Origin of the sequence: Streptococcus sp. HMSC073D05, assembly GCF_001812015.1 — a bacterium.
Lineage (GTDB): Bacteria > Bacillota > Bacilli > Lactobacillales > Streptococcaceae > Streptococcus > Streptococcus parasanguinis_D.
The window spans coordinates 12,265-28,934 of record NZ_KV807483.1; the positions used below are offsets into that span (position 1 = coordinate 12,265).

At 44.0% G+C, this 16,670-nt stretch carries 11 protein-coding genes; 10 read left to right on the plus strand and 1 reads right to left on the minus strand.

All coding sequences use genetic code 11. The annotated features are described in order from the left end of the window. Positions 1-142: 142 nt before the first annotated feature. Positions 143-2,218 carry a GH92 family glycosyl hydrolase gene (locus tag HMPREF2832_RS01365; protein WP_070505307.1) on the minus strand — a complete coding sequence of 692 codons (2,076 nt, stop codon included), beginning with the start codon at positions 2,216-2,218 and terminating at the stop codon, positions 143-145. Positions 2,219-2,433: 215 nt separating this feature from the next. Here HMPREF2832_RS01365 and HMPREF2832_RS01370 point away from each other — a divergent pair, with 215 nt between their 5' ends. The 10 genes from HMPREF2832_RS01370 to HMPREF2832_RS01415 all read left to right on the plus strand — a co-directional run. Further along, positions 2,434-3,714, plus strand: coding sequence for a glycoside hydrolase family 125 protein (locus tag HMPREF2832_RS01370; RefSeq protein WP_070505308.1), 1,281 nt, complete (start codon positions 2,434-2,436; stop codon positions 3,712-3,714). A gap of 76 nt (positions 3,715-3,790) precedes the next feature. Then, positions 3,791-6,436: an alpha-mannosidase gene (locus tag HMPREF2832_RS01375; protein ID WP_070505309.1), complete on the plus strand. Its 2,646-nt coding sequence runs from the start codon at positions 3,791-3,793 to the stop codon at positions 6,434-6,436. A gap of 85 nt (positions 6,437-6,521) precedes the next feature. Beyond that, positions 6,522-7,391 (plus strand): ROK family protein, encoded by an 870-nt coding sequence (locus tag HMPREF2832_RS01380; RefSeq protein ID WP_021154266.1) that lies wholly within the window; start codon positions 6,522-6,524, stop codon positions 7,389-7,391. Next, positions 7,385-9,265 carry a beta-N-acetylhexosaminidase gene (locus tag HMPREF2832_RS01385; protein ID WP_070505310.1) on the plus strand — a complete coding sequence of 627 codons (1,881 nt, stop codon included), beginning with the start codon at positions 7,385-7,387 and terminating at the stop codon, positions 9,263-9,265. The genes HMPREF2832_RS01380 and HMPREF2832_RS01385 overlap by 7 nt, the downstream gene beginning before the upstream one ends. A 225-nt stretch (positions 9,266-9,490) precedes the next feature. After that, positions 9,491-10,420, plus strand: coding sequence for an ABC transporter permease (locus tag HMPREF2832_RS01390; protein WP_049492090.1), 930 nt, complete (start codon positions 9,491-9,493; stop codon positions 10,418-10,420). A gap of 13 nt (positions 10,421-10,433) precedes the next feature. Next, the gene (locus tag HMPREF2832_RS01395; protein ID WP_003004100.1) at positions 10,434-11,366 is read left to right on the plus strand and encodes a carbohydrate ABC transporter permease; all 933 of its coding nucleotides are present in this window, start codon (positions 10,434-10,436) and stop codon (positions 11,364-11,366) included. 79 nt (positions 11,367-11,445) lie between these two features. Continuing rightward, positions 11,446-12,927 carry an ABC transporter substrate-binding protein gene (locus tag HMPREF2832_RS01400; RefSeq protein ID WP_003009706.1) on the plus strand — a complete coding sequence of 494 codons (1,482 nt, stop codon included), beginning with the start codon at positions 11,446-11,448 and terminating at the stop codon, positions 12,925-12,927. 169 nt (positions 12,928-13,096) lie between these two features. Continuing rightward, positions 13,097-13,708 (plus strand): YesL family protein, encoded by a 612-nt coding sequence (locus HMPREF2832_RS01405; RefSeq protein WP_070505311.1) that lies wholly within the window; start codon positions 13,097-13,099, stop codon positions 13,706-13,708. Positions 13,709-13,710: 2 nt separating this feature from the next. Then, positions 13,711-15,357 (plus strand): sensor histidine kinase, encoded by a 1,647-nt coding sequence (locus tag HMPREF2832_RS01410; protein ID WP_070505312.1) that lies wholly within the window; start codon positions 13,711-13,713, stop codon positions 15,355-15,357. Between the two features lie 10 nt (positions 15,358-15,367). Then, the coding region (locus tag HMPREF2832_RS01415; protein ID WP_070505313.1) for a response regulator transcription factor at positions 15,368-16,670 on the plus strand (1,303 nt) is incomplete at its 3' end.

Sequence of the window (16,670 nt, forward strand, 5' to 3'; positions counted from 1 at the left end):
TTCGTTGTCCCACCTCCGCACAGTTGAGTAAGGCTGTAAAAGCTGATGAAATCAGCGTAATAGAGCCCACTCAACCACTGCGTCTTGCTCGACAGTCCAAAAACAATTGAGAGGCTAGGACTTTTGTCCCACTCTCTTTTTCTTATGCATGTGGGGGGAGCCAAGAAAGCTCAAATTGGAGCAATTGGGCTTCAAGGAGATCTTGATGGGAAACCTCTTGTTTCTCTTTGCCATCTAATAGGGCTTTTTGGATGAAATAGGCGCCTGCAGTGTGTGAGTTGGCGCAAATCTTGAGCTCTTGCTTGGGAAGATGGAGAAGGACTTCTTTAAAGAGAGGGAGGCCCAGATCATAGATTGGTTTTCCAGGACAGGTTGGATAGAGTCCAAGGGCTGACCAGATGTACCAAGCAGATAGGCTACCATTGTCCTCATCACCTGGATAGGCTTGGAAATCTTGATGGAAAGCTTGGGAACGGATCTGGTGGATCAGGAGATTGGTGTATTCGGGATGAAGGCTGTAACGGAAGAGGTAGGGAATGTGGAAGCTGGGTTGATTGGAGATGGCGATCTGCCCAAATGGGGCTTGGGCCATTTCACTCATTTCATGGATTTCATAGCCATATCCTCTTACATCAAATTGAGGTTTTTGATTGGCTAGATCCAGCAGTCGTTGGGTAAAGGCTTTTTCACCGCCCATTAGCTCTATCAGACCGGAGAGGTCGTGTAAGGCTCCAAAAGTAGCCTGGGTTGCAGAACATTCTGCAAAATCTCCTCCCCAGCTGGTAGGAGAGAAGGGCTCTTTAAAGTTTCCATTGGTGGATCGGGCTCTCATGAAGCCTGTTTGGGCATCGTACAATGTTCGGTAGGAGAGGCTGGAAGCAGCATACCGAGCGGCTGTTTCTGTATGACCCAATTGCTTGGCAACGGTAGCAATGCAAAAATCACTATAGGCATAATCTAGGCTATGGCTCACACTTTCGTGAAAATCATCGGGGAGGTAGCCAAGGGCCGTGTAGCTTTCATTGCCATGGCGACCAAAATGTTGAGTGGGATCTGTTTTATGAGCCGTCTGGAGCATAGCTGTGAGCATATTTTCATGTAGGTCTGGTGCGATCCCTTTAGTGACAGCATCCGCAAAGACGCCATCGATGAGGGTGCCTGGCATCATCCCTCGTTCATCTGGGGCCAACCATTTTGGTAGAAAACCAGTATCCTTGTAAGTGTTTAAAAATCCTTCGAGAAAGTGACGGTAGTAATCGGGGTAGACAAGGCTAAAGAGCGGAAAAGAGGTCCGAAAGAGGTCCCAAAATCCGATATTGGTATAAGCTTTTCCTGGTTTGATTTCATTATGGGTGACATCCAGGTGCCAGTCATTTCCCTCGGTATCTGTTTCATAAAAGGTTTGAGGGAAAAGGAGGAGTCGGTAAAGGCAATGATCGAAAAAGGCTTGGTCACGCCCTCCGGTATCTTTTACTTCAATTCGTTTTAGCAGCTGATTCCATTGATCGGCTGCTTCTTTTTTAGCTTCTTCTAAGGGAAGGTGGGGAAGATGGCTGTGAGCCATGTCTTGGGACAGATAAGAAGTTCCTAATTGGACGGTCACTTCATTGCTCGCAAAGGTCAGAAAAAGATCTTGATCGATGTGAGTGACGCTCTCAATCGGCTGGCTAAATTGCCACTGGAGATAGAAAGAGTAGGAAGTATCTGCGGTATGGGCCTGATCCAGAATGTGGAAGTGGCAGGTTTGGCCTGTCAGAGTCAAGTCCTCTAGTTCCTTTGCTGCATGAAAGCAGAGTGTCAGCTTTTCTGGTGCTCGAAAGTGCATGATAGCCCCGTAGCGGCTTGGAACTAGCTCGCTTTGAATCTGATAACGTTCCGAAAAAATACGGAGGTAGTGGGGTTGGAAAACGGCTTCTTTCATCGAATAACTGCTTTGACGACGGAAGAGGTCGGAACTTGCAACTTCCCCTGTGATGGGCGTGATGAGGCACCAAGCGTAGTCTCCTATCCAAGGACTAGGCTGGTGGGTGAGGCGAAATCCCTGAAAAATAGGGAGATTGGGGTTGAAAAACCAAGCCCCCTGTTCGTGTGTCGTCTGGGGAAGGAAGTAGTTCATCCCAAAAGGGACTCCGGTATAAGGGAGGGTGTTCCCGTGCGAATAGTGGGGATGATTATCGCTTCCCCAGCGGGTATCGATGGTTTGGCAATGTGTGCGCATCTTGTCTCCTTTTTCTTCATCAACCTTAAATGATCTGTGTTTTTCTTGGAACACGCGCTGGTATTTTCTTCATTGTATCAAAGTGTTGTCAAATATGATAGCGTTTTTATCAAATGGAAAATTTTGTAGAAAAAGGGCTATAGTTTGCGTATGTATTTCCCATTTGAAATCTTTTATACTGAATAGGAAAGAATCGATACGTGTGAGGAAAATAAATGACCTATTCAAAAGAAATTGTGCGAGAATGGTTGGATCAAGTGGCTGAGCGTGCTAAGGAATACCCTGAGTGGGTGGATGTCTTTGAACGTTGTTATACAGATACTTTGGATAATACAGTTGAAATTTTAGAAGATGGGTCAACCTTTGTGTTAACAGGGGACATCCCAGCTATGTGGTTGCGTGACTCAACGGCTCAATTGAGGCCCTATCTTCATGTGGCTAAACGAGATTCCCAATTGCGCCAGACCATTGCTGGTTTGGTCAAACGTCAGATGACCTTGATTCTCAAGGATCCTTATGCCAACTCTTTTAATATTGAGGAGAACTGGAAAGGCCATCACGAGACCGACCACACCGATTTGAATGGCTGGATTTGGGAGCGCAAGTATGAAGTGGATTCGCTGTGCTATCCCTTGCAGCTGGCTTATCTTCTGTGGAAAGAAACTGGTGAGACTAGCCAATTTGATGAAACCTTTGTCACAGCGACTAAGGAGATTCTTCATCTCTGGACGGTGGAACAAGACCATAACAACTCCCCTTATCGCTTCGTTCGAGATACTGATCGTAAGGAAGACACGCTGGTGAATGACGGCTTTGGGCCAGATTTTGCCGTGACAGGGATGACCTGGTCAGCCTTTCGTCCAAGTGATGACTGCTGTCAGTATAGCTACTTGATTCCGTCAAATATGTTCGCAGTCGTTGTCTTAGGTTATGTCCAAGAAATCTTTGCTACATTGAGTCTAGCTGATAGTGAAAGCATCATTGCTGATGCTAAACGTCTGCAGGCTGAAATCCAAGAAGGAATCGAAAATTACGCCTACACGACTAACAACAAGGGCGAGAAGATCTATGCCTTTGAAGTGGATGGTTTAGGAAATGCTAGCATCATGGACGATCCTAACGTACCAAGTTTGTTAGCTGCTCCATATCTTGGTTACTGTGATGTCAATGACGAAGTGTATCAAGCAACTCGTCGCACCATTCTCAGCCCTGAAAATCCATACTTCTACCAAGGAGAATACGCTAGCGGTCTCGGAAGCTCTCATACCTTCTATCGTTATATCTGGCCGATTGCCCTATCAATCCAAGGCTTAACAGCTACAGATAAAGCTGAAAAAAAATACTTGCTAGACCAACTAGTTGCCTGTGATGGCGGAACAGGTGTGATGCACGAAAGCTTCCACGTAGATGATCCAACCAAATACTCGCGTGAATGGTTCTCGTGGGCCAACATGATGTTCTGCGAATTAGTCTTGGATTACTTGGATATTCGCTAATGAGCTCTTGCTCGACAGATTCTTGTCAAGAATCACAAATATATCTTTAAATTTAAGTTAGAATGAGGTTTTACTCATGGAAAATGTTGTTGTACATATTATCTCTCACAGCCACTGGGATCGTGAGTGGTATCTACCTTTTGAAAGTCACCGCATGCAATTGGTGGAACTCTTTGACAATCTCTTTGATCTTTTTGAAAATGACCCTGAATTCAAAAGTTTCCACTTAGATGGACAAACCATCGTCCTCGATGACTATTTAGAAATTCGCCCTGAAAATCGCGACAAGGTGCAGCGCTATATCGACGAGGGCAAGCTCAAGATTGGTCCCTTCTACATCTTGCAGGATGATTACTTGATCTCCAGCGAAGCCAATGTCCGCAATACCTTGATTGGACAGGCTGAATGCGCTAAATGGGGCAAATCTACTCAGATTGGTTATTTCCCAGATACCTTTGGAAATATGGGGCAAGCTCCTCAAATCCTTCAAAAATCAGGCATTCACGTAGCAGCTTTTGGGCGTGGGGTCAAACCAATCGGATTTGACAACCAAGTCCTCGAAGATGAGCAATTCACCTCTCAATTTTCTGAAATGTACTGGCAAGGGGCGGATGGTAGCCGTGTGCTGGGTATTCTCTTTGCCAACTGGTACAGTAACGGGAACGAAATTCCAGTGGATAAAGACGAAGCTTTGGCTTTCTGGAAACAAAAATTGGCAGATGTTCGCGACTATGCCTCAACCAACCAATGGTTAATGATGAACGGCTGCGACCACCAACCGGTTCAACGAAACTTGAGTGAAGCTATTCGCGTGGCCAACGAACTGTTCCCTGACGTGACCTTTATTCATAGCTCCTTTGATGAATATGTGCAAGCAGTGGAAAGTGCACTTCCCGAACAATTATCAACGGTTACGGGAGAATTGACCAGTCAGGAAACCGATGGTTGGTACACTCTTGCTAATACCTCTTCTTCACGTATTTACCTCAAACAAGCCTTCCAAGAAAACAGCAACTTGCTCGAGCAAGTGGTGGAACCTTTGACCATCATTACTGGTGGGCACAACCATAAGGATCAATTGACCTATGCTTGGAAGACACTCTTACAAAATGCGCCACACGATAGTATTTGTGGATGTAGCGTAGATGATGTTCACCGTGAAATGGAAGTTCGTTTTGCCAAGGTCAACCAAGTCGGAAACTTTGTCAAGACCAACCTTCTGAACGAATGGAAGGGTAAACTAGCGACTCAAAAAGCCCAGAGTGAGCACCTCTTTACGGTCATCAACACTGGCTTGCATAATAAGGTGGACACCGTCAGCACGATTGTCGATGTTGCGGTTTGTCCATTTAAGGAATTGCATCCGACAGAAGGCTTCAAGAAAATGGCTGCTTTGAGCTTGCCAGACTACCATGTAGAGGATTTAGATGGACATCTTGTAGAAGCAGAGATTGAGGACTTGGGAGCAAGCTTTGGCTATACCCTGCCTAAGGATAAATTCCGTCAACCTTATATTGCACGTCAAGTGCGCGTGACAATTCCAATTCACCTTGCACCACTTTCTTGGTCAAGCTTCCAACTAGTCGAAGGGCCAGCAGCACAAAGCGATGGTATCTTCCAAAATGGAGTTATTGATACTCCATTTGTGACAGTAAGTGTAGATGAAGGTATCACAGTCTACGACAAGACTACAAACGAAGCTTACGAGGACTTTATCCAATTTGAGGACCGTGGCGATATCGGGAATGAGTACATTTATTTCCAACCAAAAGGAACAGAGCCAATTTTCGCAAAACTGAAAGGTTATGAAATTCTGGAAAACAATGCTCGCTATGCTAAGGTTTTGCTCAAACATGACTTGACTATTCCAGTTAGCGCAGATGAAAAATTGGATGCTGAACAAAGAGGTATCATCGAGTTCATGAAACGAGATGCAGGTCGTTCAGAAGAGTTGACAACCATTCCTCTTGAAACGGAGATGACCATTTTTGTAGATGATCCACAAATTCGCTTCAAGACTCGCTTTACCAATACAGCCAAAGACCACCGCATTCGTCTCTTGGTCAAAACTCATAACACACGCCCAAGTAATGATTCTGAAAGCATCTATGAAGTTGTTACAAGACCAAATAAACCAGCAGCTTCTTGGGAAAATCCTGAAAATCCACAACACCAACAAGCCTTTGTTAGCTTGTATGACGATGTTAAAGGAGTGACAGTAGCCAATAAAGGATTGCACGAATACGAAATCCTTGAGGACGACACCATGGCTGTAACCCTTCTCCGTGCTTCAGGTGAGCTAGGTGACTGGGGCTACTTCCCAACGCCAGAAGCTCAGTGCTTGCGCGATATCGAAGTTGAGTTTGCAGTAGAATGCCATCAAGCAGGGGAACGCTTCTCGGCCTTCCGTCGTGCTAAAGCCTTCCAGGTGCCATTTACAGCTCTTCAAGTTGCAAAACAAGAAGGTAGAGTTGCTGCAACAGGTAGTCTCTTCAACCATGCAGCCCTCAACTTGCCACAAGTCTGCCCAACAGCCTTTAAGGTGGCTGAAAATGAAGAAGGATACGTCCTTCGTTACTACAATATGAGTCAAGAAAATGTTCGCGTGTCAGAAGGACAACAAACGGTTGTCGATCTTCTGGAACAACCGTATCCGGTCCATACAGGTTTATTGGCACCGCAAGAAATCCGGACAGAATGGATCAAAAAAGAAGAAATCTAATTTCAAAAAGATAACATAAAAAGAAAGGAGGAGCGAAAAGAGTAAGAACCGACTGCTGATTCGCTCCTTTTTACAGGTAAAAGCAATGACCATTGCAACGATTGATATCGGAGGGACTGGCATTAAGTTTGCTAGTCTAACTCCTGATGGAAAGATTTTAGATAAGGCCAGCACCGCAACGCCAGAGACTCTGGAAGAGTTGCTAGCTTGGTTGGATCAGCGATTGTCAGAACGTGACTACCGTGGGATTGCCATGAGTGTGCCAGGAGCCGTTCATCAAGAAACAGGGGTAATTGAAGGGATCAGTGCCATTCCTTACATCCATGGTTTTTCATGGTATGAGGCGCTTGCTCATCATAAGCTTCCTATCCACCTAGAAAATGATGCCAACTGTGTTGGACTCAGTGAACTGCTAGCTCATCCTGAGATTGAAAATGCAGCCTGTGTCGTGATTGGTACAGGAATCGGTGGAGCCATGATTATCAATGGGAAGCTACACCGTGGTCGTCATGGTTTGGGCGGTGAGTTTGGCTACATGACCACAATCGAGCCCGCAGAAAGACTCAATAACTGGTCACAACTCGCTTCTACAGGAAACATGGTTCGCTATGTGATTGAAAAATCTGGTCAAACCGATTGGGATGGCCGCAAGGTGTACCAAGAGGCGGCAGCAGGTAATGCCCTTTGCCAAGAAGCTATTGAGCGCATGAATCGTAATCTTGCTCAAGGACTGCTCAATATCCAGTACCTGATTGATCCAGATGTGATTAGTCTAGGCGGCTCTATCAGTCAGAACCTTGATTTTATCAAAGGCGTGCAAAAAGCCGTAGATGCCTTTGTGGAAAGATATGAAGAATATACCATCGCTCCAGTCATTCAAGCTTGCACCTATCAGGCAGATGCCAATCTCTACGGTGCCCTTGTCAACTGGTTACAGGAGGAAAACCAATGGTAAGTTTTACCGGAATCAACAGTAAACAAGCGCAAGCTTTAGAGTTGCTCCAAAATCACATTTCTCTACCAGATGTAGAAGTGGCAGTCGCTCAGTCTGACCATGCTTCCATCTCTATCAAGGGGGAGAATGGGCAGTATCAATTGACCTACCGTAAACCTCATCAACTCTACCGTGCCTTATCTGTGCTCGCAACAGCTTTAGCAGAAGGGGACAAGGTAGAGATTGAAGAGCAGGCGGCCTATGAAGATTTAGCCTATATGGCGGACTGTTCGCGCAATGCCGTGCTCAATGTCGCATCTGCCAAGCAGATGATTGAAGTCTTGGCTCTGATGGGTTATTCAACCTTTGAGCTCTACATGGAAGACACTTATCAAATTGAAGGACAACCTTACTTTGGTTATTTCCGTGGAGCATACTCAGCTGAAGAGTTACAGGAAATCGAAAGCTACGCCCAGCAGTTTGACATGACCTTTGTGCCATGTATCCAAACTTTGGCTCACTTATCAGCCTTTGTCAAATGGGGCGTCAAAGAAGTGCAAGAGCTCCGCGATGTAGAAGATATTCTTCTCATCGGTGAAGAAAAAGTTTACGACCTGATTGACGGTATGTTTGCGACGTTGTCTAAACTACAAACTCGCAAGGTCAATATCGGGATGGACGAAGCCCACCTGGTTGGTTTGGGACGCTACCTTATCCTAAATGGTGTGGTGGATCGTAGCCTCCTCATGTGTCAACACTTGGAGCGCGTGCTGGATATTGCCGATAAGTATGGTTTCCACTGCCAGATGTGGAGCGATATGTTCTTCAAGCTCATGTCAGCAGATGGCCAGTACGACCGTGAGGTGGAAATTCCAGAAGAAACGCGTGTTTACCTTGACCGTCTCAAAGACCGTGTGACCTTGGTTTACTGGGATTATTATCAGGATAGCGAAGAAAAATACAATCGTAACTTCAGTAACCACCACAAGATTAGCCAGGATATTGCCTTTGCAGGTGGGGCTTGGAAGTGGATTGGTTTTACGCCCCACAACCATTTCAGCCGTCTCATTGCAGTAGAAGCCAATAAAGCTTGCCGTGCCAACCAAATCAAGGAAGTTATCGTGACGGGTTGGGGGGACAATGGTGGGGAAACAGCCCAGTTCTCTATCTTGCCAAGCTTGCAAATCTGGGCAGAACTTAGCTATCGCAATGATTTAGAGCGTCTATCTGCCCACTTCAAGACTAATACAGGTCTATCTGTTGAGGACTTTATGCAGCTGGATCTTGCCAACCTCTTGCCAGACCTACCAGACAATCTTAGTGGTATCAATCCTAACCGCTATGTCTTTTATCAGGATGTTCTTTGCCCAATCCTTGACAAGCACATGACTCCTGAACAGGACAAGCCATACTTTGCCAAGGCGGCTGAAATTCTTTCTGACATTAAAGAAAAAGCTGGTGTCTACGCCTATCTCTTTGAGACTCAGGCTCAGTTGAATGCCATTTTAAGTAATAAAGTGGATGTGGGCCGACGCATTCGTGAGGCCTATCAAGCATGTGATAAAGAAAGCTTGCAGCAAATTGCTAAAGAAGAATTGCCAAAACTCAGAAGTGAGATTGAAAACTTCCATGCCCTCTTTAGCCAGCAATGGTTGAAAGAAAACAAAGTCTTTGGTTTGGATACGGTCGATATCCGTATGGGGGGACTCTTACAACGGATCAAGCGAGCAGAAAGTCGGATGGAGGACTATCTAGCTGGTTCCATCTCACGTATCGATGAACTAGAAGTAGAGATCTTGCCATTCAACGATTTCTACGGGGATCAGGACTTCGCAGCAACGACAGCCAACCAGTGGCATACTATTGCGACGGCTTCGACCATTTATACAACATAAAAAATGCCAAGTTGGATGACAGAAGTCTCATCCACGGTTGATAGGAGTAGAAGAGGAGTTGTCTTTACGATCACCCTTTTCCACTCCTTTTTTAAAGCTATGTCATAAATTTGTAGAATTTTTTCTATAATTAGGAGTTTGAAAATAGAAAATGCCTATCTTATAATAAGTATTGTAAACGCTACCAAAGCAAAAACACGCTCAAGGCTCAAAGGGGGGAGTTAAATGAAAAAGTTTGTAAGGACTCTGAGAGAAAATTTCATTTTTCTTTTAATGGTCTTACCTGGTGCAGCGTGGTTAATCTTATTCTTCTATATTCCGGTTTTTGGGAATATCGTAGCATTTAAGGACTATCATATTACAGGAGAAGGCTTCATCGACAGTGTCATGAAGAGTAAATGGGTTGGTTTTGACAACTTCAAGTTCCTCTTTAGTTCCAAAGATGCCTACATTATTACAAGAAATACGGTCTTGTACAACTTAGGATTTATCTTCTTAGGATTGATTGTTTCCGTTGGGATCGCCATCATCTTTAGTGAGTTGAGATCAAAAAGAGTGGTCAAGGTGCTTCAAACCTCCATGCTCTTCCCATACTTCCTATCATGGGTTATCATCAGCTTCTTCACCGATGCCTTCCTGAACGTGGACAAAGGATTGGTCAATCACATCTTAACTTCACTTGGCATGAAGGCCATCAATTTCTATTCAGAATTGTGGATCTGGCCAGCGCTTCTCCTCTTCTTAGGAATTTGGAAAGGCTTTGGTTATAGTAGTGTCATGTACTATGCAACCATCATGGGAATTGACCCAACTTACTATGAAGCAGCGACCGTGGATGGTGCGTCTAAGTGGCAACGCATTCGCAACATCACCATTCCTCAGTTGTCTTCCTTGATTACAGTCTTGACCATTCTTGCAGTCGGAAATATCTTCCGCGCAGACTTCGGTCTCTTCTACCAAATCCCGCATAATGCTGGAGCGCTCTATAGCGTAACCAACGTTATTGATGTTTATGTCTACAACGGTTTGACCAAGTCAGGGGATATCGGGATGACAGCAGCAGCCGGTCTTTACCAATCGGTAGTCGGTTTGGTTCTTGTTTTGATCTCAAATATCATTGCCCGTCGCATTGATAAGAATGCCGCTCTCTTCTAGAAAGGAGGATCGTATGAAAAAATCAACCATTCAAAAAGAAAAAATTGATAATGTCGGGATCCATTCTTTCAGTAAGAAGAGCAACTTCTTCTTTACCTTGTTGTTGACCTTGGTCGGCTTGACCTGTGTGCTTCCCTTCATCTTCGTTGTCATGATCTCTTTGACAGACGAACAAAGTTTGGCAGTCCATGGCTTCCAATTCTGGCCAGCAAAATTTGGATTTGATGGTTACCTCTTCTTGGTACAATTCAAAGACAAAATCTTGCAAGCCCTCTTCATTACCTTGTTTGTGACCATTGTGGGAACAGCATGTAATGTCTTTATCACCACAACCTATGCTTATGCAATCTCACGGAGTACCTTTAAATACCGCAAGTTCTTTACCGTATTTTCACTCCTTAGTATGCTCTTTAGTGCAGGGTTGGTTCCAAGCTACATTGTGACCACTCAACTCTTGCAGTTAGGTGATACCATCGGGGCTTTGATTATCCCAATGTTGCTCAGTCCATTTAACATCATCTTGATGCGGACCTTCTTTAAACGGACCATTCCAGAAGCTATCCTTGAATCCGCTCGGATCGATGGGGCAAGTGAAACACGGATCTTCTTCCAAATCTGCTTGCCATTGTCTCTACCAGGGATTGCGACTATCAGTTTGTTCACTGCTTTAGGATTCTGGAACGACTGGTTCAACGCCCTCCTCTATATTAAGAGTGACAACCTTTACCCATTGCAATACCTCTTGATGCAAATCCAAAACAATATGGATTACATCGCTAAAAACGTCGGGGTATCCGGCCAATTGGCAGGAGCTGTACAATCCATCCCACGGGAAACAGGACGTATGGCCATGGTGGTTGTGGCAACAGTGCCAATCGCCATTCTCTATCCATTCTTCCAACGCTACTTTGTAAAAGGCTTGACCATCGGTGGTGTGAAAGAATAACATCGTTCATTGAAAATCAGCAGGATTTTCAACTCATAACTTAGTCTAAAAAGAAAATAACATAAAGGAGATTTTTCTTATGAAAAATTGGAAAAAATACGCGTTAGCATCTGCTAGTGTCATCGCTCTTGGAGCTACTCTTGCTGCTTGTGGAAACCTTACAGGGAACAACAAGAAGTCAGCAACAACTGAAGACGGTAAACCAATCATCAAGATGTACCAAATCGGTGATAAACCAGATAACTTGGATGTTCTTCTTAAAAATGCCAACAAGATCATTGAAAAGAAAGTTGGCGCAAAATTGGATATCCAATATCTTGGTTGGGGTGACTACGCACAAAAAATGAACGTTATCATCTCATCTGGTGAAAACTATGATATTGCCTTTGCTAATAACTACGTTATCAACGCTCAAAAAGGTGCTTATGCTGACTTGACAGAATTGTACAAGAAAGAAGGAAAAGACCTTTACAAAGCACTTGACCCAGCTTACATCAAAGGGAACACTGTAAATGGCAAGATCTATGCTGTTCCAGTAGCAGCTAACGTGGCATCTTCTCAAAACTTTGCCTTCAACGGACCACTTCTTGAAAAATATGGTATCGACGTTTCAAACGTGAAAGACTATGCTTCTCTTGAACCAGTCTTGAAAGCTATCAAAGAAAAAGATCCAAACGTTGTTCCATTTGCAATGAACAAGAGCTACGGTGGACCTTCAGATGACTTCGACTATGTGGCTGTTGATGGACTTCCATTCGTTGTTGACTTGAAAGGTGACACCACTAAGATCGTTGACCGTTACACAATTCCTCGTTATGTAGAAAACTTGAAGACTCTTCACAAATACTACGAAGCAGGATACATTCCAAAAGACGTAGCAACGAGCGACACTGGTTATGATCTTTCTCAAGATACATGGTTGGTTCGTGAAGAAACAGTAGGACCAGCTGACTACGGTAACAGCTTGCTTTCTCGTGTAGCAAACCGTAAGATCGAAATCAAACCATTTACTGAACTGTACAAGAAGAACAATACTACTCAAGTAGCTAACTTTGTTATCTCAAACAACTCTAAGAACAAAGAAAAAGCTATGGAAGTGTTGAACCTCTTGAACACTGATCCAGAACTCTTGAACGGACTTGTTTATGGACCAGAAGGCAAGAACTGGGAAAAAGTACCAGGTAAAGAAAACCGTGTCAAAGTCTTGGATGGCTACAACGGAAACACTCACATGTCTGGATGGAACACTGGTAACAACTGGATTCTTTACATCAACGAAAACGTAACAGATGAACAAATTGCACAATCTAAGAAAGATTTGGAAACTGCAAAAGAATCTCCAGCACTTGGCTTCATCTTTAACACAGATAAAGTGAAATCAGAAATCACTGCTCTTACAAATACTTTGAACCAATTCGCAGGTGCGATCAATACTGGTACAGTGGATCCTGAAGTAGAAGTTCCTAAGATGCTTGAAAAATTGAAATCAGAAGGTGCTTACCAAAAAGTGCTTGACGAAATGCAAAAACAATACGACGAATTCCTTGCTTCTAAAAAATAAGAACAGGTAGTGCGAAAAGGCTTTGGAGGAATCTCCAGAGCCTTTTTAATCCTTTATGAAAATGAACCCTGGAAATGAAAATCAATATTTCAATTTACTAATGTAAATGCGGGAAAGCGTTTTATTTTTATGGTATAATAGAATGACTAATTGGAAAAGAGGCTGAATGATGGGAAAAATCATCGAGTTCATTTTTACGAGAGTCTATGTTGCTATGCTGGTAACAGGGATTTTTTGGGTCTTGACGATCTGTGGGGGTGTTCTACTAGGAGTAGGACCGGCTAGTGCCACTATCATGAGCCTCTATGCGGAAAATGGCATGACCTACAAGGACTATCATTGGTCACGCGCTTGGGAACTCTTCAAAGAAAATCTACGCCCAGCCAATCAAGTCTTTTACACCTTCTTTGCCATTGAAGGAGTTCTCCTTTATGGCATGTACCTCATGGTCCAGATTCCTCACTTGAATTTCTTCCAAATTTTGGTTCTCTTGTTTAATCTGGTTTTCCTCTTGGTTGCGCCTCTAGCTTACACCGTTTATTTGAAATTACAAGTTCATTTCGATCTCTCTTATGCCAATAGTATCAAGCTCAGTTTGATCGGAATGTTGCTGGATATTCGTCCGGTTCTGAAGCTCATCCTTGGAACCGCGCTACTTGGCGTCATTAGCTACTATATGCCAGCCCTTCTCTTTTTCGTCTTGATCGGTGTATGGCATTTCTTTGTCAATGATATCTTTGACCCTGTCTATCAAAACATCCACGAAAAATTGGTATCCTAACGATGAAAAAAATCTGGTTAAGTACGCTTTTAAAATTCTACGCCTATGTCATGGTAGTCATTTTGACCATTATGGGTCTGGTTGTCGCGGGAATCTCTTGGAAAAACCAGCAAGCTGAAGCCGACCGGATCGCCCAACGGGTCTTGACTGAAGTCGTGACGGATCTCGAGACCTCTTATCAGCGGGTCACACAAGAAGGGCGTAGTCTCGTTGAAAATCCTGCAAAATTAGAAGGGGTTTATCGCTATTTTACCTTGTCACCATCGGAGTATGAGACTTGGCGATTGAATGCCCAGTTTCCTTCTTATATCCAATTGTCCCTACATAAGAATATTGACAGTCTCTATTTGAGCAATAAAAACATCGAGGGCATCGATGTCACCTTGTCGGATTACAAGACAGTATTTGTCTCTACCCGGCAATCGAAGGGGGGTAAGCAGGTTTCAGCGGACCATTACAAGGCTCCTGCGACAGCCATTCCGGTTCCTTTGACAGATCCGACTACGGGTGCTGGAGTTGGGATCGCTTATATGACGCTGGACCAAGAAATTTTGACGGCAGCGATTGATAATGCCAGAGGCGATCTTCCGGTCGCTGTGCGGATCTTCACTCCCTTTGGGAAAGAGATGTACCATGAAGGGGATAAGGGGCAATCAAAGGATGTTAAATGGCAAACCCGCAGCACGATCTATGGCTACAAGGTGGATGTAGCTGTTTCTGAAAGTTATCTGGTCAAGAAGGGTCTAGCTAATCTGACCACTTTTCTCTCCATTGCTTTCCTAATTTTCTTGATCCTTTACTTGTTATTACGGCAGATTTTCAAAAATTACCGGCGTCAAGTCCTCGACTTGGTCGATACCATGAATCAGATCAGTCAAGGCGATAGCGAACGACGGATTGATACGTCCACGAAGGACCAAGAACTCTTGGTTATCGGGGATATGATCAATACCATGTTAGACAATATGGATAAGAACATTCGGGATATCTACCAGCTACAGCTCAGCCAAAAAGATGCCAATATGCGGGCGCTACAAGCCCAGATCAATCCCCACTTCATGTACAATACACTGGAATTTATCCGGATGTACGCCGTCATGCAAGAGCAGGATGAATTGGGTGATATTATTTATGAGTTTAGTAGTCTCTTGCGCAATAATATCTCAGATGAGCGAGTGACGACAGTTGAAAATGAACTCGAATTTTGTCGTAAATACAGCTACCTCTGTATGGTGCGTTATCCAAAATCGATTGCCTATGGCTTTAAGATCGATCCAGGTTTGGAAAAGATGAAGATTCCAAAATTTACCATCCAGCCTTTGGTTGAGAACTATTTTGCCCATGGAGTGGATCATAAACGCAAGGACAATGTGATCAGTGTCAAGGTCTTGCAAGGAGAAGGGCAAGTCATGATCCTGGTCAGTGATAATGGGCGCGGAATGGAAGAAGAACAGCTAGAAAGCATTCAAGAGATACTAGCCAATCGCAATCCTCGCTCAGAAATCGAAGAAAAGAGTGGCCGGCAGTCCATCGGAATTGTCAATGTCCATGAACGCATGCTACTCTATTTTGGAGATCGCTACCATATCCAAGTTTTCTCCCAACCTCACCATGGAGTGACCTATACGATAACCATTCAAGATGAATAAAGGAGACAGAATGTACAAAGTCTTATTAGTAGACGATGAGTATATGATTACAGAAGGGTTAAAAAAATTAATCCCCTTTGACCACTGGAATATGGAAGTGGTCGCAACAGCAGAAGACGCCGACCAGGCCCTAGATTATGTGCGAGAGTATCCGGTAGATGTGGTGATCACGGATGTCAATATGCCTGGGAAAACTGGACTTCAGATGATTGCTGAAATGAAGGATTTGATCCCAGATGCTGCCTATATCATTATGTCAGGCTATCAGGATTTTGAATACGTCAAGACAGCTCTCAATTTGCGCGTGGCAGACTACCTGCTCAAACCTGTCAATAAGGTGGAGATGGGCAATATCCTAGAAAAAATTCAGCATAAAATCCAGCAACCAAGCCAAGAGTTGGCCGACCGTTTGATTCACGATGATATCTCTGAGGAAGAGTTTTGTCGCTATATCGCAGGTCGGAACTCATTGTGGATTGGAGTCGCTAAGGAGAAAAAAGGCTTTATCAGCTCGTCTTATCAAGTTCTTGGGCAAAATCTTCAACTCTTTATCTCGGATCAGGAAGAAGAAGCCATGATTGAGAAGGCCTTTGAGCCTCCGTATAAGGAGCACTTTCATCAATTTAAGGATCTAGTGGAGCGGAGCCTCTTTTATGGGGCGACCCCTCTCAATCAAGATGAAGAAGTCTTCCATTACTACGAGCCTGCCTACCGGGTGATCATGCAAGGAAATATCCAACAGATCTTAGAAGAACTGGACTGGTTAGAAAAAATGATCCTTGAGAAGACCCCTAAGGTCTCACTGACCAAGCAGCTCTCTATCCAATTTTTGATGGATGTCTTTCATTTGTTTGAATACCTGCAAGGTGATAATTTAGCTGATGTAGTCAAGAAAGTCCAAGAAACTGCCACTTTTAGCGAGATGATTGGCTTTATCCAGGAAGAGCTGTCCCGTTTCTTATCCCACTATCGGATGAACGAAAATGTAGCGAGTGTCCTCCAAGTGATTAGCCGTGATTACCAAAAAGAGCTGTCGCTCAAGGACATCAGTCAGGCTCTCTTTATCAATCCAGTCTATTTAGGCCAATTGATTAAACGAGAAACCAATGCAACGTTCGCAGAACTCCTCAATAAACAGCGGATTAAGGCGGCCCAGCAGCTCCTCTTATCGACCAATGACAGTATTGAAGATATCTGCTATAAGGTCGGTTACAGTAATGTAGGCTATTTTTATAAGGTTTTCCGTAAACTCTGTGGAAAATCGCCTAAAACCTATCGCTTACAAGTCATGACAGAGCATGCAGAAGATGAGT

What these genes read in the sequence shown, in the direction of transcription:
- HMPREF2832_RS01365 (WP_070505307.1), bottom strand. Translation starts at nt 2,218, where the DNA reads ATGCGCACACATTGCCAAACCATCGATACCCGCTGGGGAAGCGATAAT.
- HMPREF2832_RS01370 (WP_070505308.1), top strand. Translation starts at nt 2,434, where the DNA reads ATGACCTATTCAAAAGAAATTGTGCGAGAATGGTTGGATCAAGTGGCT.
- HMPREF2832_RS01375 (WP_070505309.1), top strand. Translation starts at nt 3,791, where the DNA reads ATGGAAAATGTTGTTGTACATATTATCTCTCACAGCCACTGGGATCGT.
- HMPREF2832_RS01380 (WP_021154266.1), top strand. Translation starts at nt 6,522, where the DNA reads ATGACCATTGCAACGATTGATATCGGAGGGACTGGCATTAAGTTTGCT.
- HMPREF2832_RS01385 (WP_070505310.1), top strand. Translation starts at nt 7,385, where the DNA reads ATGGTAAGTTTTACCGGAATCAACAGTAAACAAGCGCAAGCTTTAGAG.
- HMPREF2832_RS01390 (WP_049492090.1), top strand. Translation starts at nt 9,491, where the DNA reads ATGAAAAAGTTTGTAAGGACTCTGAGAGAAAATTTCATTTTTCTTTTA.
- HMPREF2832_RS01395 (WP_003004100.1), top strand. Translation starts at nt 10,434, where the DNA reads ATGAAAAAATCAACCATTCAAAAAGAAAAAATTGATAATGTCGGGATC.
- HMPREF2832_RS01400 (WP_003009706.1), top strand. Translation starts at nt 11,446, where the DNA reads ATGAAAAATTGGAAAAAATACGCGTTAGCATCTGCTAGTGTCATCGCT.
- HMPREF2832_RS01405 (WP_070505311.1), top strand. Translation starts at nt 13,097, where the DNA reads ATGGGAAAAATCATCGAGTTCATTTTTACGAGAGTCTATGTTGCTATG.
- HMPREF2832_RS01410 (WP_070505312.1), top strand. Translation starts at nt 13,711, where the DNA reads ATGAAAAAAATCTGGTTAAGTACGCTTTTAAAATTCTACGCCTATGTC.